Raw genomic sequence first — 25,593 nt, forward strand, 5'->3', positions numbered from 1 at the left:
CGCCGAGGCGAGCGCTTGTACGAGCGGGCAACGTGCCAATAGCGCTGGGACCACCGAATCGACAGATTGCTACTTAAAGCGCGCGCTGAAAGCCCGATCTAGCAGCGATGCGAACAGGACATCGAGATCGCTAAGGCTTTTTTCGTTTGCTGCCTTCAATCGATGGAGGCTAGCAATTCGGATCGCGAAATCCTCTTGCGCCACGGGCGGCGGTAGCACAAGAGGGAACCGGGTTAGCTGGCTCTTGTTGATTGAGGCGATCCCTGTCGTTTGTTTCGCCGAACGAAGAAAGTAATTCTTACCCCACTGGGAGGACACAAGCCAATTTAAGTAAACGGGGTGCACTCTATCTGGAGAGGTGATGCGAACCCGAAATATGTGATTCTGGTGGATCGCCTCCGGCAGCTCCTCATTCCATAGCGAACCCCGTCCTAATTTGTCTGGATCGCCACCTTCTGTGAGTAGTAGGTCATCCTTCCTAAGGCGATAACGCCTAATCTCCTCTTCTGTCGCGTCGATATGTTTGACAGTCGACAACTGAAGGTGCTTATCCTGAACGTTCAGTACGGCTAGATATGGAACTGGTCGCACGCTCTGGGTGGTCCTCCGGCCCTTCGTGATGCCGGAAACGACCTCGGCTACTTCCCCTAGGCTAAGCGTTCGCCAGTCCCGACTACTGCGTTGAACAAATAGATCGAGGAAGACAGAGTCAGCAAGTTTATCGAGGTTGACGAGCGCTCTGCGGCGCTTGGTGCGTAGATCGTCCACCCGATCCAGCACCTCCGAAATTTTCCGCTGCTCCTCGAGCGGTGGGATGGGAATGAGTAGCTCACCAATATCTCGGCGGTTGACCTGTTTAAAAGTCGCTCCCCTGCCTTTCGCGGAGAGTTCGGGCGCTGCTACGGTCAACCAATGCCACAAAAATCTGTCGTCCAGTTGGCTTGAGGCTCTAAGGCCGGCGACACCTCGGCCCAAACCGTACTCTCCATCGGAGAGCACCTTCTCACCAATAGACGCCCTGATGCCAAGGATGATATCGCCCGGCCGAGATTTCTTGGAAGCTTCTTTGGTGTATTTTTTGGCCGCAGGGTGTCCGTTGGAGAAGTCGCCAGCGCCTGCGATGAGCGGTAAGCCTTGGCCGTCGTTGTTGTAAGAATCCCCGGGCGGAGCCTGCCCCATCGTCACCGAGCAGACCTGGTCCAACCTCATAAGCACCGTGCTCATCCCAGCATCGCCTTCAGGTCGGCCATTCCTTGCTGGATTTCGGATTCGAGCCGTTCCAAATCTGCGAGGATTTCCAGGGGTGGCCGGTGTTCGACCTCTTCGTGGACGACTTCTTTGTAGCGGTTGAGGCTGAGGTCGTAGCCTTGCTCGGCGATGTCGGCCTTGGGGACACAGAAGCTCTGCTCTGTTCGGGCGCGCTTTTGCTCGTCGCCGTCGCGCTGAGACCAGCGAGCCAGGACGTCCGGCAGGTTGTTCTTGGCATGCTCGTCCTCGGTGAGGGCCACATCGAGGGCCGGGCCGAGCTTGTCCAGAGGCAGCAGGGGAGTGCGCTTGTCGTCGAGGCTCCAGCCGTCGGCGGTCACCTCGTAGAACCAGACGTTGTCGGTGCCGCCGCTGTCGGTCTTGGTGAACAGCAGGATCGCCGTGGAGACTCCGGAGTACGGCTTGAAGGTGCCGCTGGGGAGTTTGACCACGCCGTCGAGCTTCTGGTCCTCGACCAGGATGCGGCGCAGCTCCTTGTGGGCCTTGCTGGAGCCGAACAGCACCCCGTCCGGCACGATCACCGCCGCCCGGCCGCCCGGCTTGAGCAGCCGCAGGAACAGGGCGAGGAACAGCAGCTCGGTCTTCTTGGTCTTGACGACCCGTTGCAGATCCTTCGACGTGCTCTCGTAGTCGAGGCTGCCGGCGAAGGGCGGGTTGGCGAGGATCAGGGAGTACTTCTCCGATTCGTTGCTGACGTTCTCGGCGAGGGAGTCGCGGTAGCGGATGTCCGGGTTCTCGACGCCGTGCAGCAGCATGTTCATGCTGCCAATGCGCAGCATGGTGCCGTCGAAGTCGAAGCCGTGGAACATGCTCTCGTGGAAGTGCTTCCGCTGGACGGCGTCGTACAGGGCGTCCGGGTGGTGCTTGCGGACGTACTCTCCGGCTTCGACAAGGAATCCGGCGGTGCCGCAGGCCGGGTCGCAGATCTCGTCGGTCGGTGTCGGCCGGGTCATCTCGACCATGAGTTGGATGATGTGCCGCGAGGTGCGGAACTGCCCGTTGTGGCCGGCAGTGGCGATCTTGCCGAGCATGTACTCGTACAGGTCGCCCTTGGTGTCCCGGTCGTCAACCGGCAGTTGGTCGAGCATGTCGACCACCCGATCCAGCAGCGCCGGATTCGGGATGGTGAACCGGGCGTCGCGCATGTGCTGCGAGTACGTCGAGCCGTCGCCGCCGAGCGTACGCAGGAACGGGAACACCCGGTCGCGTACCGTCTCGAACATCTCGCCCGGTGCGGCGCTCTTGAATCGTGACCAGCGCAGGTCGTCGTACTTGCGCCATTGGTCGTCGCAACCCTCGGGGAAGATCCGCCGTTCCCACCGGCCGGTGCGGTTGGCCTTGTTCTCCTCGGCTGTGTGCAGGTCGTCCAGGCGCTTGATGAACAGCAGATATGTGATCTGCTCGATCACTTCCAGCGGGTTGGAGATCCCACCCGACCAGAAGGCGTCCCAGATGCGGTCGATCCTGCTCTTCAGCTCACCAGTGATCACGTAGCTTCGATCCCCACGCCGTCGGCCATGTCCAGTTGACCTTCGCAGGGTAGTCCCGTCGGCGGGATGTCCGGCATAGGGCATCGGGTCGAGTCGGCGACCATTCGATCCGTCCGGATCATGGGTCACGTCGTGCCGGGGGGTTGGCCGTGCCAGCGGGAGCGGTAGGTCGCCTCGTGGGTCTCGTGGGCGGTGCGCTCCTCGAAGACCACCGCGCGCAGCGTGTGCCGGGCCTCGGACATCAGCGCCACCTCGGCGAAGACCAGGCCAACGCAGATCGCGGTGAGCAGGGCGAGCGCGGCCAGCCCGGGCATCGGCATGGCGACCGGGATACCGACGACGAGGACGACAAGGGTGGCGACCCGGGTCCAGTTCAGGGTGTGCAGGGTGCGCAACTGGAAGAGCATGTTGCCGAGCAGGTATAGGAACACCCCACCGAACAGCATCGGTACGTCCGGCCCGTGGGCGGGTTCGGTCACCGGTACGCCGGGTTCGGCGACGTCGTGCACGATGCCCTCGGCACCGATGGCGAACAGGATGATCCCGGCGATCATCGGCAGGTAGAGGTAGGCGTAGGCGTCGCGGGCCATCAGTACCCGGGCGCGACCGAGGGTGGCGTGCAGGGCGATCCTGGCGGCCGGGCCGATCAGGTCGTAGTGCACCCACCAGAGGGCGGCGGTGAAGAAGATCCCGAGTACGGCGGCGGTCACCCCGGGCCAGGTTGGCGGCTGGCTGAGCAGGTTGCTGCCGACGCCTACGGAGATCACCGATTCGCCGAGCGCGATGATCAGGATCAGGTCGTACCGTTCGGTCCAGTGCTCCGCCGAGGTCACCTGCCAGCCCCAGGTGCGGGCGAGCAGGCCGGTGCCGTACTGGAGCAGCACCACTGACACCCAGAGCGCGTCGCGTACGAACGCGGCGGTCCCGGCATCGCCGATGTGGGTGGGTAGCAGGGCCGCCACCAGCAGCAGCGCGGTGCTCAGCGCCAGTTCGGGGGCGTACCGGAGCAGTTGCCGGCGCTCCGCCGGGTTGTCGCGGACGACGTGCAGGAACAGGATCAGGTGGATGGCGCGGATGACCACGTAGCTGACCGCGACCACGACCGGACCGGCCTCCTCCTTGTGGTCCATGAACGCCTGCGGCAGGGCCAGGGCGAAGCAGAACAGCGCGGCCATGCCGACGACCATCAGCACCGGCACGAAACCCTCGCCGATGCGGATGCGGGTGGCCACCACCGTGTGCACCACCCAGCACCACCAGAGCACGGCCAGCACGAGCGCGGCGTGCAGCAACTGGCGACCGTTGATGTTGGCGGCGGTGGCGCGGGTGATGATGAAGAACGAGAAGACGAAGACCAGGTCGAAGAAGATCTCGAACTTGTCGACCCGGGCGCCGGGTGCGATGCCGACGGCCGGCCCCAGCCGTCCCCGCCAGCCCACCTCGCCCACGGACTGAGTGTTCCAGCGTCGACCTGGGCGTACGCCCGTTTCGGATCAGTCCGCCCGGCGGTACCGCAGGCCGTCCATCAGCAGGTCGAGCAGGCGTTGGGCCTGGTCACGCTGCTCCCGTCCACCGGCGGCGAGCGAGACGCCGCTGAGCCCGACGAGAACGTCAGCGGGGTCTACGTCCGGCCGGATGGTGCCGGCCGCGGCGCCCGCCGTCAGCAGCCGGGCCACGGCGGCGAGCAGTCGGTCCCGGCTCTGCGCGAACGGGTTGGTCCCGGCCGCGATCACCAGGCGCAGCGCGTCGGCCATTTCCCGCTTGGTGGCGAGGTAGTCGATGAAGTGGTCCATCCAGGCCCGGGTCGCCGCCTCGGGGGGCAGCCGTTCGAGCAGTTCGGCGGCGGAGTCGCAGAGCCGTTCCAACTCGTTGCGGTAGGCAGCCTCCACCAACGCCTCACGGGTCGGGAAGTGCCGGTAGAGCGTGCCGATGCCCACTGCCGCGTCCCGGGCGATCTGCTCCAGGGTTACCTCCGCGCCAGCTTGGGAAAACGCGCGGACGGCCGCCTCCAGCAGCCGCTGGCGGTTGCGCTGCGCGTCGGCGCGCAGCGGTCGGGGTGCCTGCTCCGGCACGTGCTCCTCCTGACGGTCGGCTTTCGTCCGGGGTGGCAAACGGAGGTGCCTCCGGTTAGCCTGGTGTAGCGGAGGTGCCTCCGCTTCCATCGTAGCGGCGAACAGATCCGCCGCACATCTCTGCGACAAGGATGGATCATGACCATCGGTACACCTGTCAGCACCCCGTTCACCGCTCAGTCCACCGCGCTGGAGGTCGCCGCGGGCATCGACCTCACCGGTCGACGGGCCGTCGTGACCGGCGGCGGGTCGGGCATCGGCGTGGAGACCGCGCGGGCGCTCGCGTCCGCCGGCGCCGACGTCACCCTCGCCGTCCGCAAGCCCGAGCAGGGCGAACGGGCGGCGGCGGAGATCATCGGTACGACCGGCAACGACCGGGTCAGCGTCGCCCCGCTCGACCTGGCCGACCCGGCCTCGGTGGCCACCTTCGTGGCGACCTGGGACGGGCCGTTGCACATCCTGGTCAACAACGCCGGCATCATGGCCTCGCCGGAGATGCGTACCCCGCAGGGCTGGGAGATGCAGTTCGCCACCAACCACCTGGGGCACTTCGCGCTCGCCACCGGACTGCGTCAGGCGCTCGCCGCCGCGCAGGGCGCCCGGATCGTCTCGGTCAGCTCGGCGGCGCATCTGCGCTCGCCCGTCGACTTCGACGACATCAACTTCGAGCGCCGGGCCTACGAGCCATGGGCCGCGTACGGGCAGTCCAAGACCGCGAACATCCTCTTCGCCGTGGAGGCGAGCCGGCGTTGGTCGGACGACGGCATCCTGGTCAACGCGCTGCACCCCGGCGCGATCCAGACGAACCTCCAGCGGTACGTGACCGAGGAGGAACTGGCCAGGCTGCGCGCCCAGAGCGGCTCGGCCACGGCATCCTGGAAGACCCCGGAGCAGGGCGCCGCCACCTCGGTCCTGGTGGCCACCTCGCCCCTGCTCGACGGTGTCGGCGGTCGCTACTTCGAGGATTGCCAACAGGCCGGTCCCCACCAGCCCGGCACCCGCACCGGCGTAGCCACCTACGCCCTCGACCCCGAATCCGCCCACCGCCTCTGGGACGTGAGCACCCAAACCCTCAACCCCTGACCACCACCCCCCGCGCCCGCCCCTCCGCCGCGCCGATCATGCAGTCATGGCAGTGAACAAGAAGCGCATAGCCCCACGAATCAGGTGCCACAACTGCATGATCGCGAGGGCTGGGGACGGCGGGAACAGCAGAGCGCCCCGGTCCGCGTGGACCGGGGCGCTCTGTGGGTTGGGGTCAGAGGCCCAGTTCGGCTTCGAAGTTGCCGGCTTCCAGGCGCTCCTTGACCGCGGTCAGGAAGCGGGCGGCGTCGGCGCCGTCGATCAGCCGGTGGTCGTAGGACAGGGCCAGGTAGACCATCTGGCGTACCGCGATGACCTCGCCCAGATCCGGGTCGTTCACCACGACCGGACGCTTGACCACGGCACCCGTACCCAGCATCGCCGACTGCGGCGACGGCACGATCGGGGTGTCGAAGAGGGCACCCCGGCTGCCGGTGTTGGTCAGCGTGAAGGTGGCACCGGCGATCTCGTCCGGGCTGATCTTGTTGGTCCGGGTCCGCTCGGCCAGGTCGGCGACCCGCTTGGCGATACCGCCCAGGTTGAGGTCGCCGGCGTTGTGGATGACCGGCACCAGCAGGCCCCGCTCGGTGTCCACAGCGATGCCGAGGTTCTCGGCGTCCGGGTAGGTGATCGTCCCGCCGTCCAGGTCCATGCTGGCGTTGACGATCGGGTACGCCTGGAGCGCCTCGATGGCCGCGAGCGCGAAGAACGGCAGGAAAGACAGCTTGACGCCGTGCCGCTGCTGGAACGACTCCTTGGCCTGCGCCCGCAGCTTGGCGACCTTTGTGACGTCCACCTCGACCACTGTGGTCAGCTGCGCCATCTCGTGCAGCGACGACAGCATCCGCTTGGCGATGGCCGCGCGGATGCGAGGCAGCTTCTCGGTGGTGCCCCGCTTGGCGCTCGGCTGCGGCTTGGCGGCCGGCTTCGCCGGGGCCCCGGCGGCCGGCTGTGCTGCCGGAGCCGGCGCGGCCTTGGCTGCCTTGGCCTTCTCGGCCGCGTCCAGCACGTCCTGCTTACGGATCCGGCCACCGACACCGGTGCCGTTGACCGAGGCGAGGTCCACGTTGTGCTCGCTGGCCAGCTTGCGTACCAGCGGGGTCACGTAACCGGCCGCCTGCTCGCCGCCGTTGGACGGCGCCGCCACGCGTTGCGGTGCCGCCGCCGCCGGCTGAGCCGCCTGCTCGGCCTTGACCGGCTCCTGCGCCGTCTCGGCCTCGGCGGCCGGCTCGTTGTACGACATGCCGGGCGTCGGCTCGGACACCTGCGGCTCGGGCTTCGCCTGCGGCTCGGGCTCCGGCTCGGGCTTCGCCTCCGCCTCGGGCTTCGGTTCCGGCTTCGCCTCGGCCGGCGCGCCACCGGCGGCACCGACCACGGCCAGGGTCGCGCCCACCTCTGCGGTCTCGTCCTCGGGGACCTTGATCTCCAGGACGGTACCGGCGACCGGCGAGGGGATCTCCGTGTCGACCTTGTCGGTGGAGACCTCCAGCAGCGGCTCGTCGACCTCGACCGTCTCGCCGACCTGCTTGAGCCAGCGGGTGACCGTACCCTCGGTCACGCTCTCGCCCAGGGCCGGCATCTGTACCGGGGTGCCCTCGCCCGACGGCGCCGGGGCTGCCTGCGTCGGCTGCTCGGCCGGCTCCTCGACGGCCGGCTGCTCCGCCTCGGCCTCGGGCTCCTCGGCCGCCTCGGCGGCCTGCTCGGCGGGGGCCTCCTGCTGCTGCGGGGCGGCCCCGCCGCCGGCCGATTCGCCCTCGCCGGAGATCACCGCCAGCTCGCTGCCGACCTCGGCCGTCTCGTCCTCGCCCACCACGATCCGGGTCAGCACCCCGGCCGCCGGGGACGGGATCTCGGTGTCGACCTTGTCGGTGGACACCTCGAGCAGCGGCTCGTCGACCTCGACGGTGTCACCCTCCTGCTTGAGCCAGCGCGTGACGGTGCCCTCGGTGACGCTCTCGCCGAGCCGGGGCATGGTGACCGATACCGGCATGTTCTCCAGACTCCTTCATTTCCCTGGTGGGGGGAGCGTCGCCCGTCGCCGGACGCCGCGGGTACGTCGTGATCAGGCGTGCGCGTGCAGCGGCTTGCCGGCGAGGGCCAGGTGCGCCTCGCCCAGGGCCTCGTTCTGCGTCGGGTGGGCGTGCACGAGCTGCGCCACCTCACCCGGGTACGCCTCCCAGTTGTAGATCAGCTGCGCCTCGCCGACCAGTTCGCCGACCCGCGCGCCGACCATGTGCACGCCGACCACCGGACCGTCCTCGACCCGCACCAGCTTCACGAAGCCGGCCGTCTTGAGGATCTGGCTCTTGCCGTTGCCGCCGAGGTTGTAGTTGTAGGTCTTGACCTTGTCAGCGCCGTACTGCTCCCTGGCCCTCGCCTCGGTGAGGCCGACCGAGGCCAGCTCCGGGTCGCTGTAGGTGACCCGGGGGATGCCCGCCTCGTCGATCACCGCCGGGTTCTGGCCGGCGATCTCCTCGGCGACGAAGATGCCCTGCTGGAAGCCGCGGTGGGCAAGCTGGAGACCGGGCACGATGTCGCCAACGGCGTAGACGTTCGGCACGTTGGTGCGCAGCCGCTCGTCGGTGAGCACGTAGCCCCGGTCGACCTTGACGCCCTGCTCCTCGTACCCGAGGTCGGCGGTGTTCGGGCCCCGGCCGACCGCGACCAGCAGCAGCTCGGCCTCGACGGTGTCGCCGCCGGCGATCGTCACCTTCACGCCGTTGTCGGTCTTCTCGACCTTCTCGAACGGCTTGCCGACCTTGAAGTTGATCTTCCGCTTGCGGAAGGCCCGCTCCAGCGCCTTCGACGACTCCTCGTCCTCGGCGGCGACCAGCCGAGGCAGCGCCTCGACGATCGTCACGTCCACCCCGAAGGACTTCCACACGCTTGCGAACTCGACGCCGATCACGCCGCCGCCGAGCACGATCGCCGAGCTGGGGACCCGGTCCAGGGTCAGGGCGTGGTCGCTGGTGATGACCCGCTCGCCGTCGATCTCCAGGCCCGGCAGGCTCTTGGCGTACGACCCGGAGGCCAGCACCACGTTGCGGCCGGTGTACCGCTTGCCGTCCACCTCGACCGCGTTCGGCGCGACAAGCTTGCCGTGCCCCTCCACGATCGTGATCGACTTGTTGCCCTTGAGCATGCCCTGCAGGCCCTTGTAGAGCCGCGAGATCACGCCGTCCTTGTACGAGTTGACCCCCGCCATGTCGATGCCGACCAGCTCGGCCTTCACGCCGAACTGCTCCGACTCGCGGGTCTGGTCGGCGATCTCGGCGGCGTGCAGCAGCGCCTTGGTCGGGATGCAACCGTTGTGCAGGCAGGTGCCCCCGAGCTTGCCCTTCTCCACCAGGGCCACGGAGAGGCCCAGCTGGGTGGCGCGCAGTGCGGTCGCGTAACCGCCGCTACCACCTCCGAGGATGACGATGTCGAAGGTTGCGTCGTTCGGCTCGCTCACGTCCAACTCCCAGGTCGCTTCGCTGCATCGGGGGTCACGGCGGGGTAACACGGACACACCCCACCTCGGCCATCTTGTCACCACCGCGTCGCACCCGCGTACCGAGGTGCCCAACGACACGTTGCCGCAACGTACCCTTGGCTCTGCCTTCGATACGCCACGACTGGGGAGACGGCTCGGTGGGACTGTTCCGGCGAAGCAAGCGATCACGCGCGGCTGACCCTGACCGTACGGCCAATCGTGCCGATCTGGAGCACCTTGAGAACTTCGTCCGGACCCGAAAGGGCGTCGAGGCGTACATCGAGCCTCGCACCACGGTCACCGAGACCACTGTCATCCTGATCGCCGACGACGGCGAGTGGACCCGACGCCGGATCGACGGGCCGGACGGCGCACGCCGGTTCGCGTACCGGGTCAGCATCCCGATCTACGACGTGGCGCTGATGGGCTACCCGCAACGGATGCGCGACTACAACGAGCGCCGCAAACGTCGCCCCGAGCAGTACTGACCCACCGGTGGGGTCCCTCGCTCGACGACGAGGGACCCCTTGCGTTCACCTCAGCCGTTGGTGTCGACGTCGTCGATCAGGTGCAGCAGCGTACGGACCGGGACGCCGGTGCCGCCCTTGGTCCAGTAGCCGGTCGCCTCGCCCGAGTGGTACGACGGGCCGGCGATGTCGATGTGCGCCCAGGCGACGTCGTCGGTGACGAACTCGCGCAGGAAGACCCCGCCCTGGAGCATGTGACCGGCCCGGTCCATACCCGCGTTCACCTGCGAGATGTCGGCGACGTCGGAGTCCATGCCCTTGCGCACGTCGTCCGGCAGCGGCATCGGCCAGGCGGGCTCGCCGACGGCGTCACCGGCGTCGCGGACCCGCTCGCACAGCTCCGCCGTGCCCATCACGCCGGAGATCCGCTTGCCCAGCGAGACGACCTGACCGCCGGTGAGGGTGGAGGTCTCGAAGAGGTAGTCGCAGCCGTCGGCGCAGGCCCGGGCCATCGCGTCACCGAGGATCATCCGGCCCTCGGCGTCGGTGTTGAGCACCTCCACCTTCTTGCCGTTGAACATGGTGATCACGTCACCCGGCCGGTACGAGGTCCCCGACGGCATGTTCTCCGCCATCGGCACGTATGCGGTCACCGTCACCGACGGCTTCAGCTCGGCCACCGCCAACATGGTGGCCGCCACCGCCGCCGCCCCGGCCATGTCGGACTTCATCTCCCACATACCCTGCGCCGGCTTGATCGAGATGCCACCGGTGTCGAAGGTGATGCCCTTGCCGACCAGGGCGACCCGCTTGCCGGTGCCACCACCGTCCGGGGTGTAGGTCAGCTTGACCAGCCGTGGCGGGGCCTCCGAGCCCTGACCGACGGCGGTGATGCCGCCGTAGCCACCCTCGCGCAGAGCGACCTCGTCGAGCACCTCGACCTCGAGGCCGGCCGCCCGACCGGCCTCGGCGACCGCGTCGGCGAAGGCCGGCGGGCGCAGCTCGTTCGGGGCGATGTTGACCCAGTCGCGGGTACGCCGGACCGCGCCGGCCACCGTCCGGGCCCGGGTCACCTCGGCCTGCGCCGCCGCGTCCGCCGCGTCCGGCACGGCCACCAGCACCTCGGCGACCGGCTCGCGGCGGGTCGGCTGCGGGCGGGTCTTGTACCCGGCGAAGCGGTAGCCGCCGAGCAGGGCACCCTCGGCGACCGCGCGCAGCGCGTCGGCGGCGTCGGCGTCGTCGGGCAGCGGCAGCGCCATCGCCACCCGCGCCGCGCCGGCCAGGGCCCGCACCGCGGCTCCCGCCGCCCGGCGCAGCGTCTCCGGGGCGGGTGCCGCACCACTGGGCTCCGCACCGAGGCCGACGACGGCGAGCACCGGCGCGGTCACCGTGCCGAGCGTCGCCAACTTGATCACCTCGCCCGGGCCGCCGGTCGCGCCGAGCAGCGCCAGCGTCTCGGTCAGCTTGCCGTCGAAGGCGGCGGCGATGCTCTCGGCGCCGCTGGCGAGCAACAGGGTGCCGGCGAGGCCGCTGGTGGCGTCCTGCTCGCCGGTCGTACTGTGCACGCCGATCACGATCGCGTCGACGGCGAGCTCGGCGGGGTCGGTGTCGACCAGGCTCAGGGTGGTGCTGGGCGATGTCACGGAGGCTGCTCCCGGGCGGGCCGGGCCGGTCGCGTGGTGGCGTACCGGCGGTGGAGTTCCCCAGCGGATGATTACCCGCCGGGCGTCATTGCTGCCCCGCCGGGTCATCCGGCGGTCCCGCCGATGCTAACCAGCCCGGTGCGTCCCGGTAAGTTGCCACCCATGACCGAGGTGACCACCGACGCCGCCGCGACCCGGCTGCGTCGTTCTCCGCTGGCCGGCCGGCACACCGCGCTCGGCGCCAAGTTCGCCCCGTTCGGTGGCTGGGAGATGCCCCTGGAGTACGCCGGCGGCGGGGTGCTGCGCGAGCACACCGCGGTGCGTACCGGTGTCGGCGTGTTCGACGTGTCGCACCTGGGCAAGGTGCGGGTGACCGGGCCGGGGGCGGCGGAGTTCGTCAACACCTGCCTCAGCAACGACCTGGGCCGCATCGAGCCGGGCCGCGCGCAGTACACCCTCTGCTGCGACGAGGCGACCGGCGGTGTGGTCGACGACATCATCGCCTACCTGCACGCCGACGACCACGTCTTCCTCATCCCGAACGCGGCGAACAGCGCCGAGGTGGTCCGTCGGCTCCGGGCCGCCGCGCCGCCACACGTCACCATCACCGACGAGCACGAGGGGTACGCCGTACTGGCGGTGCAGGGCCCCCGCTCGGCAGAGTTGCTAGGCGGGCTCGGCCTGCCCACCGAGCACGGATACATGAGCTTCACCTCGGCGACGCTCGGCGCGGTCGAGCTGACCGTGTGCCGCACCGGGTACACCGGTGAGCTGGGCTACGAGCTGGTGGCCCCGGCCGGCGACGCGGTAGCGGTCTGGGACGCGTTGTTCGCCGCCGAGCCGGCGCCGCAGGCGTGCGGGCTGGCCGCCCGGGACACGCTGCGCACCGAGATGGGGTACCCGCTGCACGGGCAGGACCTCTCGCTGGAGATCACCCCGGTGCAGGCCCGTTCGGGCTGGGCGGTCGGCTGGGACAAGCCGGCCTTCTGGGGCCGGGACGCGCTTGTCGCGGAGAAAGCGGCCGGTCCGGCGCGTACGCTGCGCGGCCTGGTAGCCGTCGACCGCGGCATCCCCCGCCCCGGCATGGCCGTGTACGCGGGCGACACCCGGGTCGGCACCGTGACCAGCGGCACCTTCAGCCCGACCCGGAAGCAGGGCATCGCGCTGGCGCTCATCGACACCGCCCCCGCCCTCCCCGACGGCGCCGAGTTGCACGTCGACATCCGCAACCGCCGCACCCCCGCCCACCTCACCCGCCCCCCCTTCATCCACCCCTCAGTCAAATAACCCCCACCCCACCCCACCCCACCCCACCCCACCCCACCCCACCCCACCCCTGCTTGCGTTGATCATGAAGTTAGCGGCGGCTTTAAGATCGAAAAGTGCCGCCAACCTCATGATCAACGCAAGCAGGGAGGGGTGGGTGGGGTGGGGTGAGGGCTGTTAGGGGGTGGGGGGTTGGCCGGCGTCCAGGACGGCCTGGGTCCAGCCGCCTTCGATGACGCCGCTGGTGCCGAGGACGGCCCAGTCGACGATGTCGGAGACGTCCACCACGACGGGGGAGCCGATCCGTACCGTGGGGTCGGTGTTGGCGTCGCTGGCGCTGGCACCGACGATCCGGTCCGGGGAGTCCCAGGTGGTCACGCCCGCCCAGACGTACTCCGGGCCGTCGTCGCCAGGTAGCCCGTACTTGACGACAAGTTGTGTCTGCGGCGGCAGCTGGCCGTCGCGGAACCGGGACCGGATGTCCGCCAGACCGGCGCGGGCGGTGGCGACCGCCCGGCTCATCGCGTCACCGGAGCGGGCGTACCGCACGTCGGGCTGGATGCCCGAGAAGAGGGTGGCGCAGGCGTTGGCGAAGTAGCGACCGGCCGGGCCGGGGTGCCCGGCCGGCGGGCGCAGGCTGAGGAAGGAGTCGGCGTCCGGGTCGGTGGCCGGGTCCAGCTCCAGGCGCAGCAGCACAGGTGCGGTCGCCCCGTGCTGCTCCGGATTGCCGTACGCCACCGCGATGTCGTGCCCGGTCACCGTGGCCAGCACCGGCAACTGGACGAACGCCGGGACGTCGTCGCCGGCCAGCCCGTCGGTCCAGTCCCGCAGCAGTCGCCGGGCGGCACCTGTCATCACCGCGCCCCAGGCCCGGGTGAGATGGTCGGGCACCCCCTGGGTCTGCAACTCCAGCAGGCCGAACCGGCGCAGTCCCTTTGTGGTGAACCAGAGTCCTTCGGCGTCGGACGAGTAGGGCACCAGCACCCAGTCCACCAGCCGGACCCGGCCCTCGGCGTCGGGCAGCGAGCGCAGCGCCGCGGCCGGATCCAGGAACTGCAGGCCGAAGACGTCGACCACGTCGCCGCCCACCGCCTCGGCGACCGCAGCGGCCACCGCCCGGGCGGCCCACTCGTGGGCGGGCGGCCAACCCGGCCGGTACTCCGCCTGTACCACCACCAGATGGGTGGCCGCGGCCAGCCGGTCCAGCTGCGCCTCGCTGGCCCCGAACGCGGTGAGCAGGTCCGGAGGCAGCTCGGGGAACTCGCCGACGGGCCGGGTGTCGACGCTCATCAGCGGGCTGTCGAGCATCTGCCGGGCCAGCCCGTAGACCGGTTCGGCGAGCCGGCCGGCCAAGCCCCGTACGGCCGTCCGTGCCGTCACCGACGGCAGCCCCGTCGTCGGCACCAGATAGGTCGCGCTCAGCGACTCCGGGACCGGGACGGGCAGGAAATCGTCGGTGATGAGCATGTCGTCCCCCGGGTGGCCGCGCCGGTGCTGTCGTCGCAGGTACGCTACCCGCCGCCGTCGGTCCGGCTCAGCCGGACAGCACCAGTCCCAGGTAGACGAGCGTGGTGACCAGCTCGACGGTCGCGCCGAGCACGTCTCCGGTGATGCCGCCGAGTCGGCGTACCACGTGGCGTAGCAGCCCGGCCGCGACGGCGAGCGCCGCCAGGACGACGAGCGGGCCCTGCCACGGCCGGTGCGGTACCGCCGCGACCGCCAGCAGCGCGACGGCGGCGGTGGCGACGGCCAGCGCGACCGGCCCGACACTGCCGGCGACGAGCGCACCCAGCCCTTCCGGACGCGCCGCCGGCACCCCACGTCGGCAGGCCAGGGTCACCCCGAGCCGCCCCGCCGCCGTGGCCGTCAGCACGGCCGCGACCGTCGCCGGACGGGACCGGCCGGCCAGCTCCGCCAGCGCTGCGGCCTGTACCAGCAGGACGAGCACCAGGGCGACCACGCCGAAGGGCCCCACGTCGGGCTTCTTCATGATGTCCAGTGCGGCCGGTCCGCGCCGGTACGACCCCAGCGCGTCGACGGTGTCGGCCAGCCCGTCCAGGTGCAGTCCTCGGGTGAGCAGGGCGGCCGTGGCGACTGTCACCCCGGCGGCGACAAGCGGTGCGGTGCCGGCGTCCAGCAGCAGCAGGACGCCGGCCAGCGGCACGCCGAGCAGCACGCCGACCGCCGGGGCCAGCGCCATCGCCGTACCGGCGGTGGCCCGATCGACCCGGCCGACCCGCAGCGGCAGGATGGTGAGGGTGGTGAGTGCCAGCCGCGCCCCGTCGCCGAGCCGGGCCTCAGCCGGCACGTGCGGCGGAGGTCTCCGCTGCCTCGGTGGCAGGTGCGGTGGTGGTCGGGCCGGGACCCTCGGGCTCCGGCTCGTGGAAGTCGGGTTCCGGCTCCTCGACCGGGCCCGGCTCGTCGCCCTTCTCCTCGCTGTCGTCGCCTTCGGGGCGGGCGGGCAGCGCGGCGGCCAGCGCCAGCGCCGAGCGCAGCAGCGGCAGGACGGTGAGCGCGTTCGCCCCCTCGCCGAGATCGAGCCGCAGCTGGGTCAGCGGGTCCAGGCCGAGTACGTCGGCGGCCAACCGGACCGCCGGATGACCACCGTCGTCGGCCAGCAGGCACCAGTGCCGGGCCTGTCCGGCCAGGTCCCGGCTGATCAGCGCGGCGGCCACGCCGACGGGACCGTCCAGCAGCACCGGCAGCCGGCGGGCGGTCGCCCCCAGCAGGATGCCGGTGGCGACGGCGAGGTCCCCGCCACCCAGCTCGGCGAGCACGTCCACCGCGTCCCGGGACGAACGACGGGTGCGGTGCAGGGCGTCGCGGACCGCGGCGCAGCGGGTCATCCAGGCCCCGTCGTCGAGCTGGCCACCCGCGGTGACCACCCGGGCGAGCACCGCGGGCGGTTCGGCGCCGGCGGTCGCGGCCAACACCGCCGCGGCCGTGGCTTCGGTGCCGGCGCCGCACGCGGCCAGCACCAGCAGTTGTACGCCGGCCTCCGCCGCCTCCTCGGCCAGCCGCCAGCCGTAGCGCAGAGCCGAGTCCACCTGGGCGGCGTCGAGCGCCGGCCCGTGCTCGACGGGCGCGGCGGCGGGGGCGTCCACCACCTGGAGGCTCGCCCCGCTCTCGGCGGCCAGTCGGGCGAGTACACCCTGCCCGGCGCGGGCCTGCTCGGCCCGCCGCGCCGACTCGCCGGCCGTGCTGCCGGCGGCGACTCCGCCAGCGTGGTCGCCGTGCACCAGCAGCACCCGCACCGATCGCCACGGGGCCGGGGTGGGGGTGCCCTGGGTGGCGGCGGCGAACGAGATCACCTGTTCCAGCGCGCCGAGCCCGGTGCCGGGCAGGTCCAGGCCGGCCAGCCGGTCGACGGCCTGCGGGCCGGCGTACTCGTCGGGCATGGGCAGGTCCATGCCGGGCTGGATCACCAGGTCGGTCGCGGCCACCGGGAGGGCCATGGTGGGTGCGGTCCAGCCGGTGCCGTCCGCGCCGGAGGTGGGCCGGGCGGGCACCTGCGGGGTGCTCACCGGCGGTGAACCGGGCAGCGGCGGACCACCGGCCGTGACCGGCGACTCGTCGGTCGGGCCGGCCTGCGCGGGCACCGTGGTGGCGGCTGTCGACGGGGCGGCAGCGGCAGGTGTCGCGTCAGCGGATGCGGGGTGGACGACGGCGGGCTTCAACCGGCACGGCTGACCGGCGACGACGAGCACCACCGTGTCGCAGGCGTCCGCGACGGCGCGGTTGACCGCACCGAGGGCGTCGGTGAACGCCCGGCCCAGCGGTGTGGTGGGCACCAGGGAAAGCCCGACCTCAGGGCTGACCAGCACCAGCCGGGCGGCGCAGGAGCGCACGGCGGCGGCCAGTTCGTCGACGGTGGCGGTGTCGTCGGCCGGCTGGTGGGCCGGGTCGAGCAGGACTGTCACCCACCCGCCGAGATCGTCGACGAGCAGTGTCTCCTCCGGCCGGGCGGTGGCGATCACGTCGGCGAGGCGGCGCGGGTCGGCCGCGGTCTCCTCGGTGCTCCAGGTCGCGGGTCGGCGGGCGCGGTGCGCGGCGAGCCGCGCGGCCCACTCGGGGTCGTCGCCCGCGTCGGCGGCGGTGGCCAGGTAGCGGACCGTGGGCGCGTCGGCGACCAGGGACTCGGCGAACTCCGACTTGCCGGACCGGATTCCACCGAGGACCAGAAGCGTGTTCCACCCGTCTAGGGACATGCTGCGTACCTTACGTCCAGCCGGACGGCCGGGGCACCGCAGGTGCGGCACCCGTGGCGCCGGCCCGAGCTGCGGTCAGTGCCGTTCGGGGGCCTGGTACATGAAGTCGTTGGGGTTGACGTCCGCCGGCTTCGGGTCCTCCTGCCAGGCGCCCTCGCCGGGACGGGCCTGCAGGGCGTCGATCAGTTCCTCCCGGTCCATCTCCCGGGCCCCTTCGATGCCGCCGCGTACCGCGATGTCGCGCAGTTCCGCCGTGTCCATCTGCGGGATCGGTGTCGTCATTTGTCGCCTCCGGTGCGTCGGGTTCCCCGAAACGCATACCCGGCGGTGGCCGGGTCAGTCGCGGTGCCCGACGGTGGGTGCCGGCGGCCCGGCTGTGCCCGGCCACGCATCGGCACCCCTGTTGATCGACGCCCGTGGCCCGGTCGCCGGTCGGGCGGTACGACTACGCTGGCGAAGGTCCGTCCCATGGGGCATCAGCGGCGAGGGGAGACGCGCACATGGCGTGGAGCTGGCGGTACGAGGGTGCGAACGGCGAGTCGGTCGACGGGCCGACCGAGTCGTTCGGCAGCCAGGCGGATGCCGAGTCCTGGATCGGTCAGACCTGGCGGGAACTCGCGGCGTCCGGCGTCACCTCGGTCGCGCTCCTCGAAGACGATCGGGTGGAGTACCGAATGAGCCTGCTGCCCGTGGCGGAGTGATGACACCCAGGGACTCCGAGCCGTTGGTGCTCGGGGTGCCCCGGGCGGCCTTCCGGCCCAGCCCGGTCTTCCTGGCGCTCGTCGCCCTGCTGGTGACAACAGCCGTGTTGACCTGGCACGAGATCGGCAACGTCCGGCTCACCGTGTTCGGCTTCGTCGTCTCCGGTTGGCTGGTCTCGCTCTGCCTGCACGAGTACGCCCACGCCGTGGTGGCGTACCGCAGCGGTGACCGGGGGGTGGCCCACCGCGGTTACCTGACGCTGAACCCGTTGAAGTACAGCCACCCGCTGCTGTCCATCGCCCTGCCCGTGGTGGTGGTGCTGCTCGGCGGCATCGGCCTGCCCGGTGGTGCCGTCTGGGTGGACCGGCACGTCATTCCCGGGCGGTTGCGGCACACCCTGGTCAGCCTCGCCGGCCCCGCCACGAACGTGCTCTTCGCGTTGGTCCTCGTGGTGGTGCTGCGGCTCGGTGCCGGTGGCGGCGGGCCAGTGGAGTTCTGGGCGGCGGTGGCCCTGCTGGCCTTCCTCCAGATCACCGCCAGCCTGCTCAACCTGCTGCCGGTGCCCGGGCTGGACGGCGGAAACATGATCCAGCCGTGGCTGAGTCCGCAGTACCGGCGGATGTACGACCTGTTCGCGCCGTACGGGTTCATCCTGCTCTTCGCGTTGCTGTGGAACCCGACGATCGGCGGTTGGTTCTTCACCGCCGTCTTCGCGATCGGTGACCTGCTCGGCCTGCCGCCCTGGCTGTACGCGACAGGTCTGGACCTGATCCGCTTCTGGCAGGGCTGAGCACAGCCGAGAGTGCTGTCCGCCCGGCCGGTGTGCGGTACACCGGCCGGGCGGGGCGGGTCAGGGCCGCTCGGCCGGCGACTCGGTACGCGCCGGGTCCCGCTCGGTGACCGGGTCGACGATCTCGTCGATCGCCTTGAGCAGGCCGGCGTCGAGCTTCACGCCGGCCGCCTTGACGTTGTCGTGCACCTGCTCGGGGCGCGACGCCCCGATGATGGCCGAGGACACGTTGGGGTTCTGCAGCACCCAGGCGATGGCCAGCTGGGCCATGGTGAGCCCGGCCTGGTCGGCCAGCGGCTTGAGTTGCTGCACCCGGGTCAGCACGTCGTCGGTGAGCCACTTGGCGATGAAGCCCGCACCGGACTTCTCGTCGGTGGCTCGGGAACCGCTCGGTGGGGGCTGGCCGGGCAGGTACTTGCCGGAGAGTACGCCCTGGGCCATCGGTGACCAGACGATCTGCCCGAGGCCCAGTTCCTCGCTTGTGGGGACGACCTCGGCCTCGATGACCCGCCAGAGCATCGAGTACTGCGGCTGGCTGGAGACCAGCGGGATGCGCAGCTCGCGGGCGAGGCCGTGCGCCTCGCGGATCTGCGATGCCTTCCACTCGGAGACGCCGATGTAGTGCGCCTTGCCGGAGTGCACGACGTCGGCGAACGCCTCCATCGTCTCCTCCAGCGGGGTGCTGTAGTCGTACCTGTGGGCCTGGTAGAGGTCCACGTAGTCGGTACGCAGCCGGCGCAGCGATCCGTTGATCGACTCCATGATGTGCTTGCGGGACAGGCCCCGGTCGTTGCGGCCCGGCCCGGTGGGCCAGTACACCTTGGTGAAGATCTCCAGACCCTCGCGCCGCTCCTGCTGAAGCGCCCGGCCGAGGACGTCCTCGGCGCGGGTGCCGGCGTACACGTCGGCGGTGTCGAAGGTGGTGATGCCGGCGTCGAGGGCGGCGCGTACGCAGGCGAACGCCGCTTCCTCCTCGACCTGCGAACCGTGGGTGATCCAGTTGCCGTACGAGATCTCACTGACCATGAGGCCGGAGCGGCCCAGGTGTCGGAATTCCATGCTTCGACCCTAGCCCGCCCCGGTGAACTGGTCGGCGGCGGTGATCAGTCGGGGTCCGCCAGCAGCGCGTGGCGCAGGGAGCGGCCCAGCCAGCGCCGGAAGGTCGCCTCGTCCCAGCCGCGCTCCAGCACCAGAGCGCCGTAGTGCGCCGGGTCGTTGTAGAACCACACCTCGTCGATGGCGGCCTCCACGTCGGAGCCCTGGCGTGTCCGGGCGTCCAGGGCACGCAGCCGCTCGACCACCATCGTCGCGCCGAGCCGCCGGTTGCGCAGCAGCGTCTGCCACACCTCGGCCACCTCGGGGCTGCCGTCGGCGGCCCGCCGGACGGTCTCGAACACCCGAGCGGTCCGCGCGCCGATCAGGGTGCAGACCCCGGCGTACGCGTCGAGCACCTCGCCGCCTGTGGCGGCCTCCCAGACCGGCCGGTACCAGGGACGTTGCGCCACCGGCACCGGCTCGTCATCGCCGGCGAGCGCCTCGTCGAGCACCTGGCGCAGCAGCGCCGCCTTGGAGCCGAACGCGGCGAACACGGTGGGTCTGGCGACTCCGGCGGCGGCTGCCACATCCGCCAGCGACGTGCCTGTGTAACCGCGCGCGACGAAGAGCTCGGTCGCCGCCGCGACGACGGCCTGCCGGGTGCGGCGGGCGTTCTCCTCGCGGAGCCGGGACCGGTACGGCCTGGTGGGTTTTCCGTCCTTGACTTCATCCATGGCGTCGTCATACTAGCAATGTATTCACTAGACTCGTAACTATCCAATAGCTGACGTCCACCGAAGTTGACCGGCCCCTGGGAGGCACCGTGTCCGTTCACCCGTTCGTACTCCGGCCTGACGAGGGAGAGGCGCACTGGTTCCTGGGAAACCTGGTCACCGTGAAGGCGACAGGCGCGCAGACCGGTGGGCGGCTCACCGCTGTCGAGTTCGTCAACCCGCCCGGCTTCGCCCCGCCGTTGCATCGGCACCAGGTCGAGGACGAGATGTTCTACCTGTTGTCCGGCACCGCGACGTTCTACTGCGACGAGACGGAACTGACCGCCGGACCGGGTGACTTCGTGCTGCTCCCGGCCGGGCTGCCGCACACCTTCGTGGTCGGTCCGGACGAACCGCTGCGGGTCCTGCAACTGACCACCCCCGCCGGGTTCGAGGAGTACGTGGCCGAAGTCGGGGAGCCGGCGACCGAGCGTCGGCTGCCGGACCCGGCGCCTGTCGATCCGGCCGCCCTCGGGCACGCCTCCGCACGGCACGGGATCGAGCTGCTCGGACCGCCACCCGGGCAGCAGCCGACAGGTGCGGTTCACCAGCCGACCCACCGGCCAGTGCCGTGACCGCCGTCGACGCCCACCCGGGGCGCTCGACGTCCGGCCGGGCAGGTCACGACCGGCGACGAAACCGTGGAACCGTCCCTGGCGACCGGCGCGCATCCGGCCGCACCCGCCACCGGCGTGCATCCGGGCCCGGCGGCGCACGTCGCCGGCGCGCAGTGGACCCCGGCGGCGCACGTCGTCACCCGTGCCGGATCGGCCCCAAGACCGGGCAGGCCCGGCTGACCCGCACCTCGTCACGGTCGTCGGTGCCGGTCTGATCCGGCCGACACCTCTGGTGGTGCGGCGGCGGCCCGGCCGGGCCGCCGGCCTCAGAGCACCGGGTTGGCGTCGGCGAGCAACCCGTCGATCTCGGCGACGACAGCGCTCGGGTGGTGGAACATCGGGTCGATCAACGACTCGCCGCGTCGGTCCAGCGCACCCCAGTTCCCGGCGCTGTTGGTGGCCAGGAAGGCGACCGGGTGGATCAGCAACGCCGGGTGCGCCGGTGCGACGATCACCTGCCCGTTACGGTCCACCACACCCTTGCGACCAGCCAGATCCACCACGGCCAGCCCTTCCTCGGTGAAGCCGTCGACGTAGTGACCGTCGGCCAGGGTGGTGTGGAAGCCGTGGTAGCGGGTCGGCACCACGATCCGGCCGGTGCGGTCGACGGCACCCCAGCCCTCCCGGCGTACCACAGCCACCCCCTTGTGGAAGGGCCGGACGTCGGCGAAACCCGGCGGCACCGCCACCTCCCCGGTGGTGTCGACGGCGTGCCAGCCGCTCTCGTCCCGCACCACCCAGGCCAGGCCGTCGGAGAACGGCCGAGCCGCCAGGTAGGTCGGCCCGAGTACCGTCTCGCCGGCCAGATTGATCAAGGACCATCGGTCGGCCTGCGGTCCGCGTACCCAGGCCAGGCCGTCCCGGAACGGCTGTGCCTCGGCGTACCGGGCCGGCACCACCATGTCGCCGTCGGCGTCCGCGTAGCCCCACAGGCCCTGGCCACCGTCGCGTGCCGGCACCGGCGCCCGGTCCCGCTCCAGCACCTCGTCCCAACTGCGCGGGTACGGCCCGAAGCCGCCCTCCTCAGCTTTGGCGGCGACCGCGTCGAGGCCGGTCCGGACCCGGGCCAGCAGCTCGGCGTCCTGCTCGCCGCGCAGGTCGAGAGCCCGCTCGAAGTGATGGCACGCCTCGATCAGCCGACCCTGGTCGTAGCAGCAGCGGGCAGCATGCTCGTGCAGTGCGGCGCGCAGCCGGTCGGGTAGTTCGATCGAGTTGGCCTCCGCGAACAGCCGGTCGGCCTCGGCGAACTCGCCGCGCCAGCGCAGTACGTGCGCCAACCGGGCCTGGGCGAGCGCGGCCCGACGTAGTTCGCCTGTCGCCTCGGCGTAGGTCAACGCCATGCGACCGTCGGCCAGCGCGTCGTCCAGGTCGTCGAGGACCCGTGAGGCCACCGCCCGCAGGCTCAGCAGCCGGGCCCGGGACCTGTTGTCAAGTGCCGTGGCGAGCTTCTCGGTGAGCCGCTCCCGGACCTCCCGCAGCTCCTCCGGGTCGTCCACCAGCTCCCGCAGGGTCACCGGGTCCAGCCGCCAGCGGAAGCTCCCCAGCACCTGCTCGGGATCGGCTGGCGATTCGGGTACCGGCTCGCCGTCGTCCGGGTCGCCGGGGACCGGCCCGTCGTCGGCCGGGGGGCCGGACACGGACGAGGTGGCCAGCACGGCGTCGGTCGGGGCGATGTCCGCATCGGGCGGCATCCCGTCGTCCAGGTCACCGCGCCCGACGCGGTCCGGACGCTCGGTGGTGCCACCGGGCGCCTCGGCCTCGGGACCTGAGGTGTGATCGCCGACCGGCGCCGGATCGTCGGCCGGCAGGCTGTCAGCCGGCGGTGCCGACACCGGCATGGTGAGCTCGGGCTCGCCGGGCGGTGCGGACACCGGCGGTCCGTACGCCGGCGGTGCGGACACCGGCGGTCCGTACGCCGGCGGTGCGGACACCGGTGGCCTCGACAGCGGCGGCGCGGAGACCGGGGCCGCCGCCGTCGGTGGTGCCGGTGGTGTGCTGACCGGCCGTTCGGCAAGTGGCGGTGCCGGGACGGGGGCCGCCGAGACCTGGGGTGCGGGGACGTCGACCTCGCCGGGTGGCGCGACCTCAGGTGGTGCGGCGAGGGCGTCGGCGAGCGATTCCGGGGCGGGTCGTGCGGGCTGCTCAGGTGGTTGGGCGGCGGTGGGTTCGGCCGGCGCAGGGGCTGAGGGCTCGGCGGCCGGCCCGAACCAGCTCTGCGGGCCGTCGGAGGCTGGCCGGGCGGGCGCTGGCGTGGACGGTTCCGGTGCCGGGGGAATGTACCGGGTGGGCTGGCGGGCCGTCGGTGTGCTCGGCACTCCCGGGCCGCCGCCGGGCCGGTCGGCCTGGGCTGCCGGCGGTGGGCCGAGCGGTGCCTGGTCGTCGACGGCCGGCTCGAACGTCCGCTCCGACGGCATGGTGACAGGTGGCCGGCTCGGTGGCGCGGAGACCGGGCGGTGGGCTGGTGGTGCGGAGACCGGTGGTCGGATGGGTGGTGCGGAGACCGGCCGGGCGGGGGGCGGGGTGACGGGTGGCGCGGCGGCCACCGTGGGCACCGGCGTCGGTGGTGGCGAGGCGACGACCGGCTGGCCCTGTAGGGGAGCCGGACGGACCTGGTGCTCGTGCAACGGCGCGGGGCGTACCTCGTGCTGGTGCAGTGGCGCCGGTCGGACCGCGTCCCCGGTTGGCGGCCGATCGGCACCGGAGGCGGCGGCGGGCCGGTCCCCGCCGGGGAGGTCGCTTCGGCTCCGGTCGGGGCGCCCGGTCGGGCCACGGTCCTGGCCAGGGTGGCGTGGGTCGCTCCGGTCCCCGGCGGTGGCGGCGGGGCGGCTCCGTTGCGGGTGACCGACCTCCGGCTGGTGGTGCTGCGGGGCGGGCGAGACCGGACGAGCCCGCCCGGCCGCGGGAGAGACCGGACGGTCCTGCTCCGGCGCGGGCGAGACGGGGTGGTCGGGCACCACCGACAGATGACGGCGGCGCGGATCCTGGTCGGGTGCCGCCGAGACGGGCCGGTCCGGGTCGGGCAGCGCGGCGGCCGGCCGGTCGTCGAACCGCTGCGGGCCGGGAGCGTCCGGCACGGCGCTGGGCCGCCGGTCGCCGTCCCGCTCCTGCGGGGTCGGCCGCTGGTACTCGCGATGGTCCCGTCCGCTGCTCGGCCGCAGTGGTCCGGGTGCGGGCCAGGGCAGGTCGCCGCGCTGCGGAGCGTCGTACGCCTGCTGGTCGGATGTCGACGGTTCCGGGCGACCCCGTCGGGGGGCCCGGTCCGAGCGGGACCAGTCGTCGGACGCGGTCGGTACGGGTTCGTCGTCGACGAATCCGTCCGGGTACGGCGCGGCGTCCGGGTCTCCGCCGCCGACGAAGTCGCTGCGGTAACCGTCGACCACCGGGCCGTCGCTGCGGGTCGGCTGCCCGGGGTGGTGACTCCACTGGTAGCGAGGGCGCCGGGCGGCGTCCTCGGCGGTGCGGCGGTCGGCCCCCTCGACCGGGCGCTGCCCGGCAGCCGGCCGACGGGTCTGCTCGTCCGCCTCCGCCACCCAACCGGGCTCCGGGCGGGCGGCGGGGGACACCGGTGCGCCGCGCCGGTACTCGTCGCGCCCGGTCGGCTCGGAGCGGCGCGGCCGATCGGCGTACGGGTCGGGTTCGCGCTGGCCCCGCCGCTCGGGTTCGGGTCGCGGATAGCGGTTGTCGCGGCGGTCCGGGTCACGCCGTTCGGGCTCCCGCCGGGCGTAGCCCTCCGGGTCGCGGCGGGCGTACCGGTCGGGGTCGCGCTGATCACGGGGGCGGTCCGGGTCACGGCGCTCGGGGTACCGGTCCGGATCGCGCTGGTCGCGGCGATCGACGTACCGGTCCGGATCGCGCTGGTCGCGGCGCGCGGACGCGCCCGTACCGGCGGCCTGCGGTCCGAAGTCCGACCAGGTGACCCCGTCGCGACCCCGGGCGGGCTCACCGTACGACGAGCGCCGTCCCTCGGGCCGCGCCTGCTCCGGCCGGGAGCCGGGCGGCACCGACCTGTCGTACGGCCGCGAGCCGTTGCCGTCGGCCGGCCGGCGGTCGGGCATCTCGTGCCGGCCCGGCCAGCCGTCCGGTTCGTCGTCCCAGGACCGACCGACGTACGTGCCGTCGGGTCGGGTCGGCGCGAGCGGCGGCACCTCGGCGCGTCCGACGGCGCTCGCTCGACCTCGGGCGGGAGGTGGTTGGTGCTCGACCCCGATGTCACCCGGATAACGCTGGCCCGGGAACTGCGGCTGCCATTCACTCGTCGGCTCGACGACCCAGGATGGCTCGGCGGGATCGTGCCACCTGTCGGCGTAGCCGCGACTCATCCGCAGGACCTGTCGCTGCGGCCGGGACGTCGCCGGGAGGCGGTGCTGGCCGCGACCCGCGGAGTTGGCGCCTGCGCTGCGGAGTCGCGACGACCGGACCGTGCGGTCCGGCCCGTGCCGGAACCCCGGGCCGGCGTCCGCTCGCTCACGGTCGCGCCCCGGTGGTCGGCTCGCGTCCGCTCGCTCACGGCGATGTCACCTCGTCGGAAATGGTCGCGCTGGGCACCCCGGGAAGCCGGCAAAATCGCTTGTCCGGGCACCGAATGGCTGCGCAAGGAGGGTAGCGGCGCGGGCTCGGTCACCGCCACTGCGGCACCCTCGTCAACCCAAACGTTATCCTATTGATCCGGACATTTATCGCTATGCCGGTATCGGACTTCCGACGAT

Annotated in this window: 20 protein-coding genes; 6 read left to right on the plus strand and 14 right to left on the minus strand. The window is 71.6% G+C overall.

The genetic code is table 11. The features are described from left to right. Positions 1–69: 69 nt before the first annotated feature. The 4 genes from Van01_RS16020 to Van01_RS16035 all read right to left on the minus strand — a co-directional run bounded on the left by Van01_RS16020 (position 70) and on the right by Van01_RS16035 (position 4,828). On the minus strand, positions 70–1,224 hold the full coding sequence (locus Van01_RS16020) for a restriction endonuclease subunit S (RefSeq protein ID WP_204007686.1): 1,155 nt from the start codon (positions 1,222–1,224) through the stop codon (positions 70–72). Further along, positions 1,221–2,756, minus strand: a complete 1,536-nt coding sequence (locus tag Van01_RS16025) for a type I restriction-modification system subunit M (RefSeq protein ID WP_204007688.1) — start codon at positions 2,754–2,756, stop codon at positions 1,221–1,223. Before Van01_RS16025 ends, Van01_RS16020 begins: the two co-directional genes overlap by 4 nt. Before the next feature lie 125 nt (positions 2,757–2,881). Next, positions 2,882–4,204 carry a low temperature requirement protein A gene (locus tag Van01_RS16030; protein ID WP_204007690.1) on the minus strand — a complete coding sequence of 441 codons (1,323 nt, stop codon included), beginning with the start codon at positions 4,202–4,204 and terminating at the stop codon, positions 2,882–2,884. A 45-nt stretch (positions 4,205–4,249) separates the two neighbouring features. After that, positions 4,250–4,828 (minus strand): TetR/AcrR family transcriptional regulator, encoded by a 579-nt coding sequence (locus tag Van01_RS16035; protein WP_239099113.1) that lies wholly within the window; start codon positions 4,826–4,828, stop codon positions 4,250–4,252. Positions 4,829–4,966: 138 nt separating this feature from the next. On the opposite strand from Van01_RS16035, the gene Van01_RS16040 reads away from it, so the two are divergent. Next, the gene (locus tag Van01_RS16040) at positions 4,967–5,911 is read left to right on the plus strand and encodes an SDR family NAD(P)-dependent oxidoreductase (RefSeq protein ID WP_204007692.1); all 945 of its coding nucleotides are present in this window, start codon (positions 4,967–4,969) and stop codon (positions 5,909–5,911) included. A 175-nt stretch (positions 5,912–6,086) separates the two neighbouring features. Here the strand turns inward: Van01_RS16040 and sucB are convergent, their stop codons facing one another. Beyond that, on the minus strand, positions 6,087–7,901 hold the full coding sequence (gene sucB, locus Van01_RS16045; RefSeq protein ID WP_204007694.1) for a 2-oxoglutarate dehydrogenase, E2 component, dihydrolipoamide succinyltransferase: 1,815 nt from the start codon (positions 7,899–7,901) through the stop codon (positions 6,087–6,089). 72 nt (positions 7,902–7,973) lie between these two features. Further along, entirely contained in the window at positions 7,974–9,365 is a 1,392-nt protein-coding gene (lpdA, locus tag Van01_RS16050; RefSeq protein WP_204007696.1) for a dihydrolipoyl dehydrogenase, read from the minus strand. A gap of 179 nt (positions 9,366–9,544) precedes the next feature. Here lpdA and Van01_RS16055 point away from each other — a divergent pair, with 179 nt between their 5' ends. Next, the gene (locus Van01_RS16055) at positions 9,545–9,874 is read left to right on the plus strand and encodes a dsRNA-binding motif domain-containing protein (protein WP_099850822.1); all 330 of its coding nucleotides are present in this window, start codon (positions 9,545–9,547) and stop codon (positions 9,872–9,874) included. Positions 9,875–9,924: 50 nt separating this feature from the next. Here the strand turns inward: Van01_RS16055 and Van01_RS16060 are convergent, their stop codons facing one another. Further along, complete coding sequence (locus tag Van01_RS16060; protein WP_204007698.1) at positions 9,925–11,496, minus strand: leucyl aminopeptidase; 1,572 nt, start codon at positions 11,494–11,496, stop codon at positions 9,925–9,927. Between the two features lie 162 nt (positions 11,497–11,658). On the opposite strand from Van01_RS16060, the gene gcvT reads away from it, so the two are divergent. After that, positions 11,659–12,783: a glycine cleavage system aminomethyltransferase GcvT gene (gene gcvT, locus Van01_RS16065; RefSeq protein ID WP_204007700.1), complete on the plus strand. Its 1,125-nt coding sequence runs from the start codon at positions 11,659–11,661 to the stop codon at positions 12,781–12,783. 156 nt (positions 12,784–12,939) lie between these two features. Here the strand turns inward: gcvT and Van01_RS16070 are convergent, their stop codons facing one another. The 4 genes from Van01_RS16070 to Van01_RS16085 form a co-directional block, all read right to left on the minus strand. Next, positions 12,940–14,229 carry a DUF2314 domain-containing protein gene (locus Van01_RS16070; protein WP_204007702.1) on the minus strand — a complete coding sequence of 430 codons (1,290 nt, stop codon included), beginning with the start codon at positions 14,227–14,229 and terminating at the stop codon, positions 12,940–12,942. A 67-nt stretch (positions 14,230–14,296) separates the two neighbouring features. Beyond that, positions 14,297–15,070, minus strand: coding sequence for an adenosylcobinamide-GDP ribazoletransferase (locus tag Van01_RS16075; RefSeq protein WP_204007704.1), 774 nt, complete (start codon positions 15,068–15,070; stop codon positions 14,297–14,299). Then, on the minus strand, positions 15,060–16,970 hold the full coding sequence (gene cobU, locus Van01_RS16080) for a bifunctional adenosylcobinamide kinase/adenosylcobinamide-phosphate guanylyltransferase (protein WP_204007706.1): 1,911 nt from the start codon (positions 16,968–16,970) through the stop codon (positions 15,060–15,062). Before cobU ends, Van01_RS16075 begins: the two co-directional genes overlap by 11 nt. A gap of 75 nt (positions 16,971–17,045) precedes the next feature. After that, positions 17,046–17,252 carry a hypothetical protein gene (locus Van01_RS16085; RefSeq protein ID WP_204007708.1) on the minus strand — a complete coding sequence of 69 codons (207 nt, stop codon included), beginning with the start codon at positions 17,250–17,252 and terminating at the stop codon, positions 17,046–17,048. Positions 17,253–17,470: 218 nt separating this feature from the next. On the opposite strand from Van01_RS16085, the gene Van01_RS16090 reads away from it, so the two are divergent. After that, complete coding sequence (locus tag Van01_RS16090; protein ID WP_099850833.1) at positions 17,471–17,671, plus strand: hypothetical protein; 201 nt, start codon at positions 17,471–17,473, stop codon at positions 17,669–17,671. Beyond that, the gene (locus tag Van01_RS16095; RefSeq protein ID WP_204007710.1) at positions 17,671–18,462 is read left to right on the plus strand and encodes a site-2 protease family protein; all 792 of its coding nucleotides are present in this window, start codon (positions 17,671–17,673) and stop codon (positions 18,460–18,462) included. The genes Van01_RS16090 and Van01_RS16095 overlap by 1 nt, the downstream gene beginning before the upstream one ends. Before the next feature lie 60 nt (positions 18,463–18,522). Here Van01_RS16095 and Van01_RS16100 read toward each other — a convergent pair whose 3' ends face one another. Together Van01_RS16100 and Van01_RS16105 are read right to left on the minus strand one after the other, a co-directional pair. Continuing rightward, positions 18,523–19,521 carry an aldo/keto reductase family protein gene (locus Van01_RS16100; RefSeq protein ID WP_204007712.1) on the minus strand — a complete coding sequence of 333 codons (999 nt, stop codon included), beginning with the start codon at positions 19,519–19,521 and terminating at the stop codon, positions 18,523–18,525. A 44-nt stretch (positions 19,522–19,565) separates the two neighbouring features. Continuing rightward, the gene (locus Van01_RS16105; RefSeq protein ID WP_204007714.1) at positions 19,566–20,231 is read right to left on the minus strand and encodes a TetR/AcrR family transcriptional regulator; all 666 of its coding nucleotides are present in this window, start codon (positions 20,229–20,231) and stop codon (positions 19,566–19,568) included. An 89-nt stretch (positions 20,232–20,320) separates the two neighbouring features. Here Van01_RS16105 and Van01_RS16110 point away from each other — a divergent pair, with 89 nt between their 5' ends. After that, positions 20,321–20,845 carry a quercetin 2,3-dioxygenase gene (locus Van01_RS16110; protein ID WP_204007716.1) on the plus strand — a complete coding sequence of 175 codons (525 nt, stop codon included), beginning with the start codon at positions 20,321–20,323 and terminating at the stop codon, positions 20,843–20,845. 308 nt (positions 20,846–21,153) lie between these two features. Here the strand turns inward: Van01_RS16110 and Van01_RS33075 are convergent, their stop codons facing one another. Then, the gene (locus tag Van01_RS33075) at positions 21,154–25,206 is read right to left on the minus strand and encodes a WG repeat-containing protein (protein WP_239099114.1); all 4,053 of its coding nucleotides are present in this window, start codon (positions 25,204–25,206) and stop codon (positions 21,154–21,156) included. Positions 25,207–25,593 lie beyond the last annotated feature (387 nt).

Origin of the sequence: Micromonospora andamanensis, assembly GCF_016863495.1 — a bacterium.
GTDB classification, from domain to species: domain Bacteria; phylum Actinomycetota; class Actinomycetes; order Mycobacteriales; family Micromonosporaceae; genus Micromonospora; species Micromonospora andamanensis.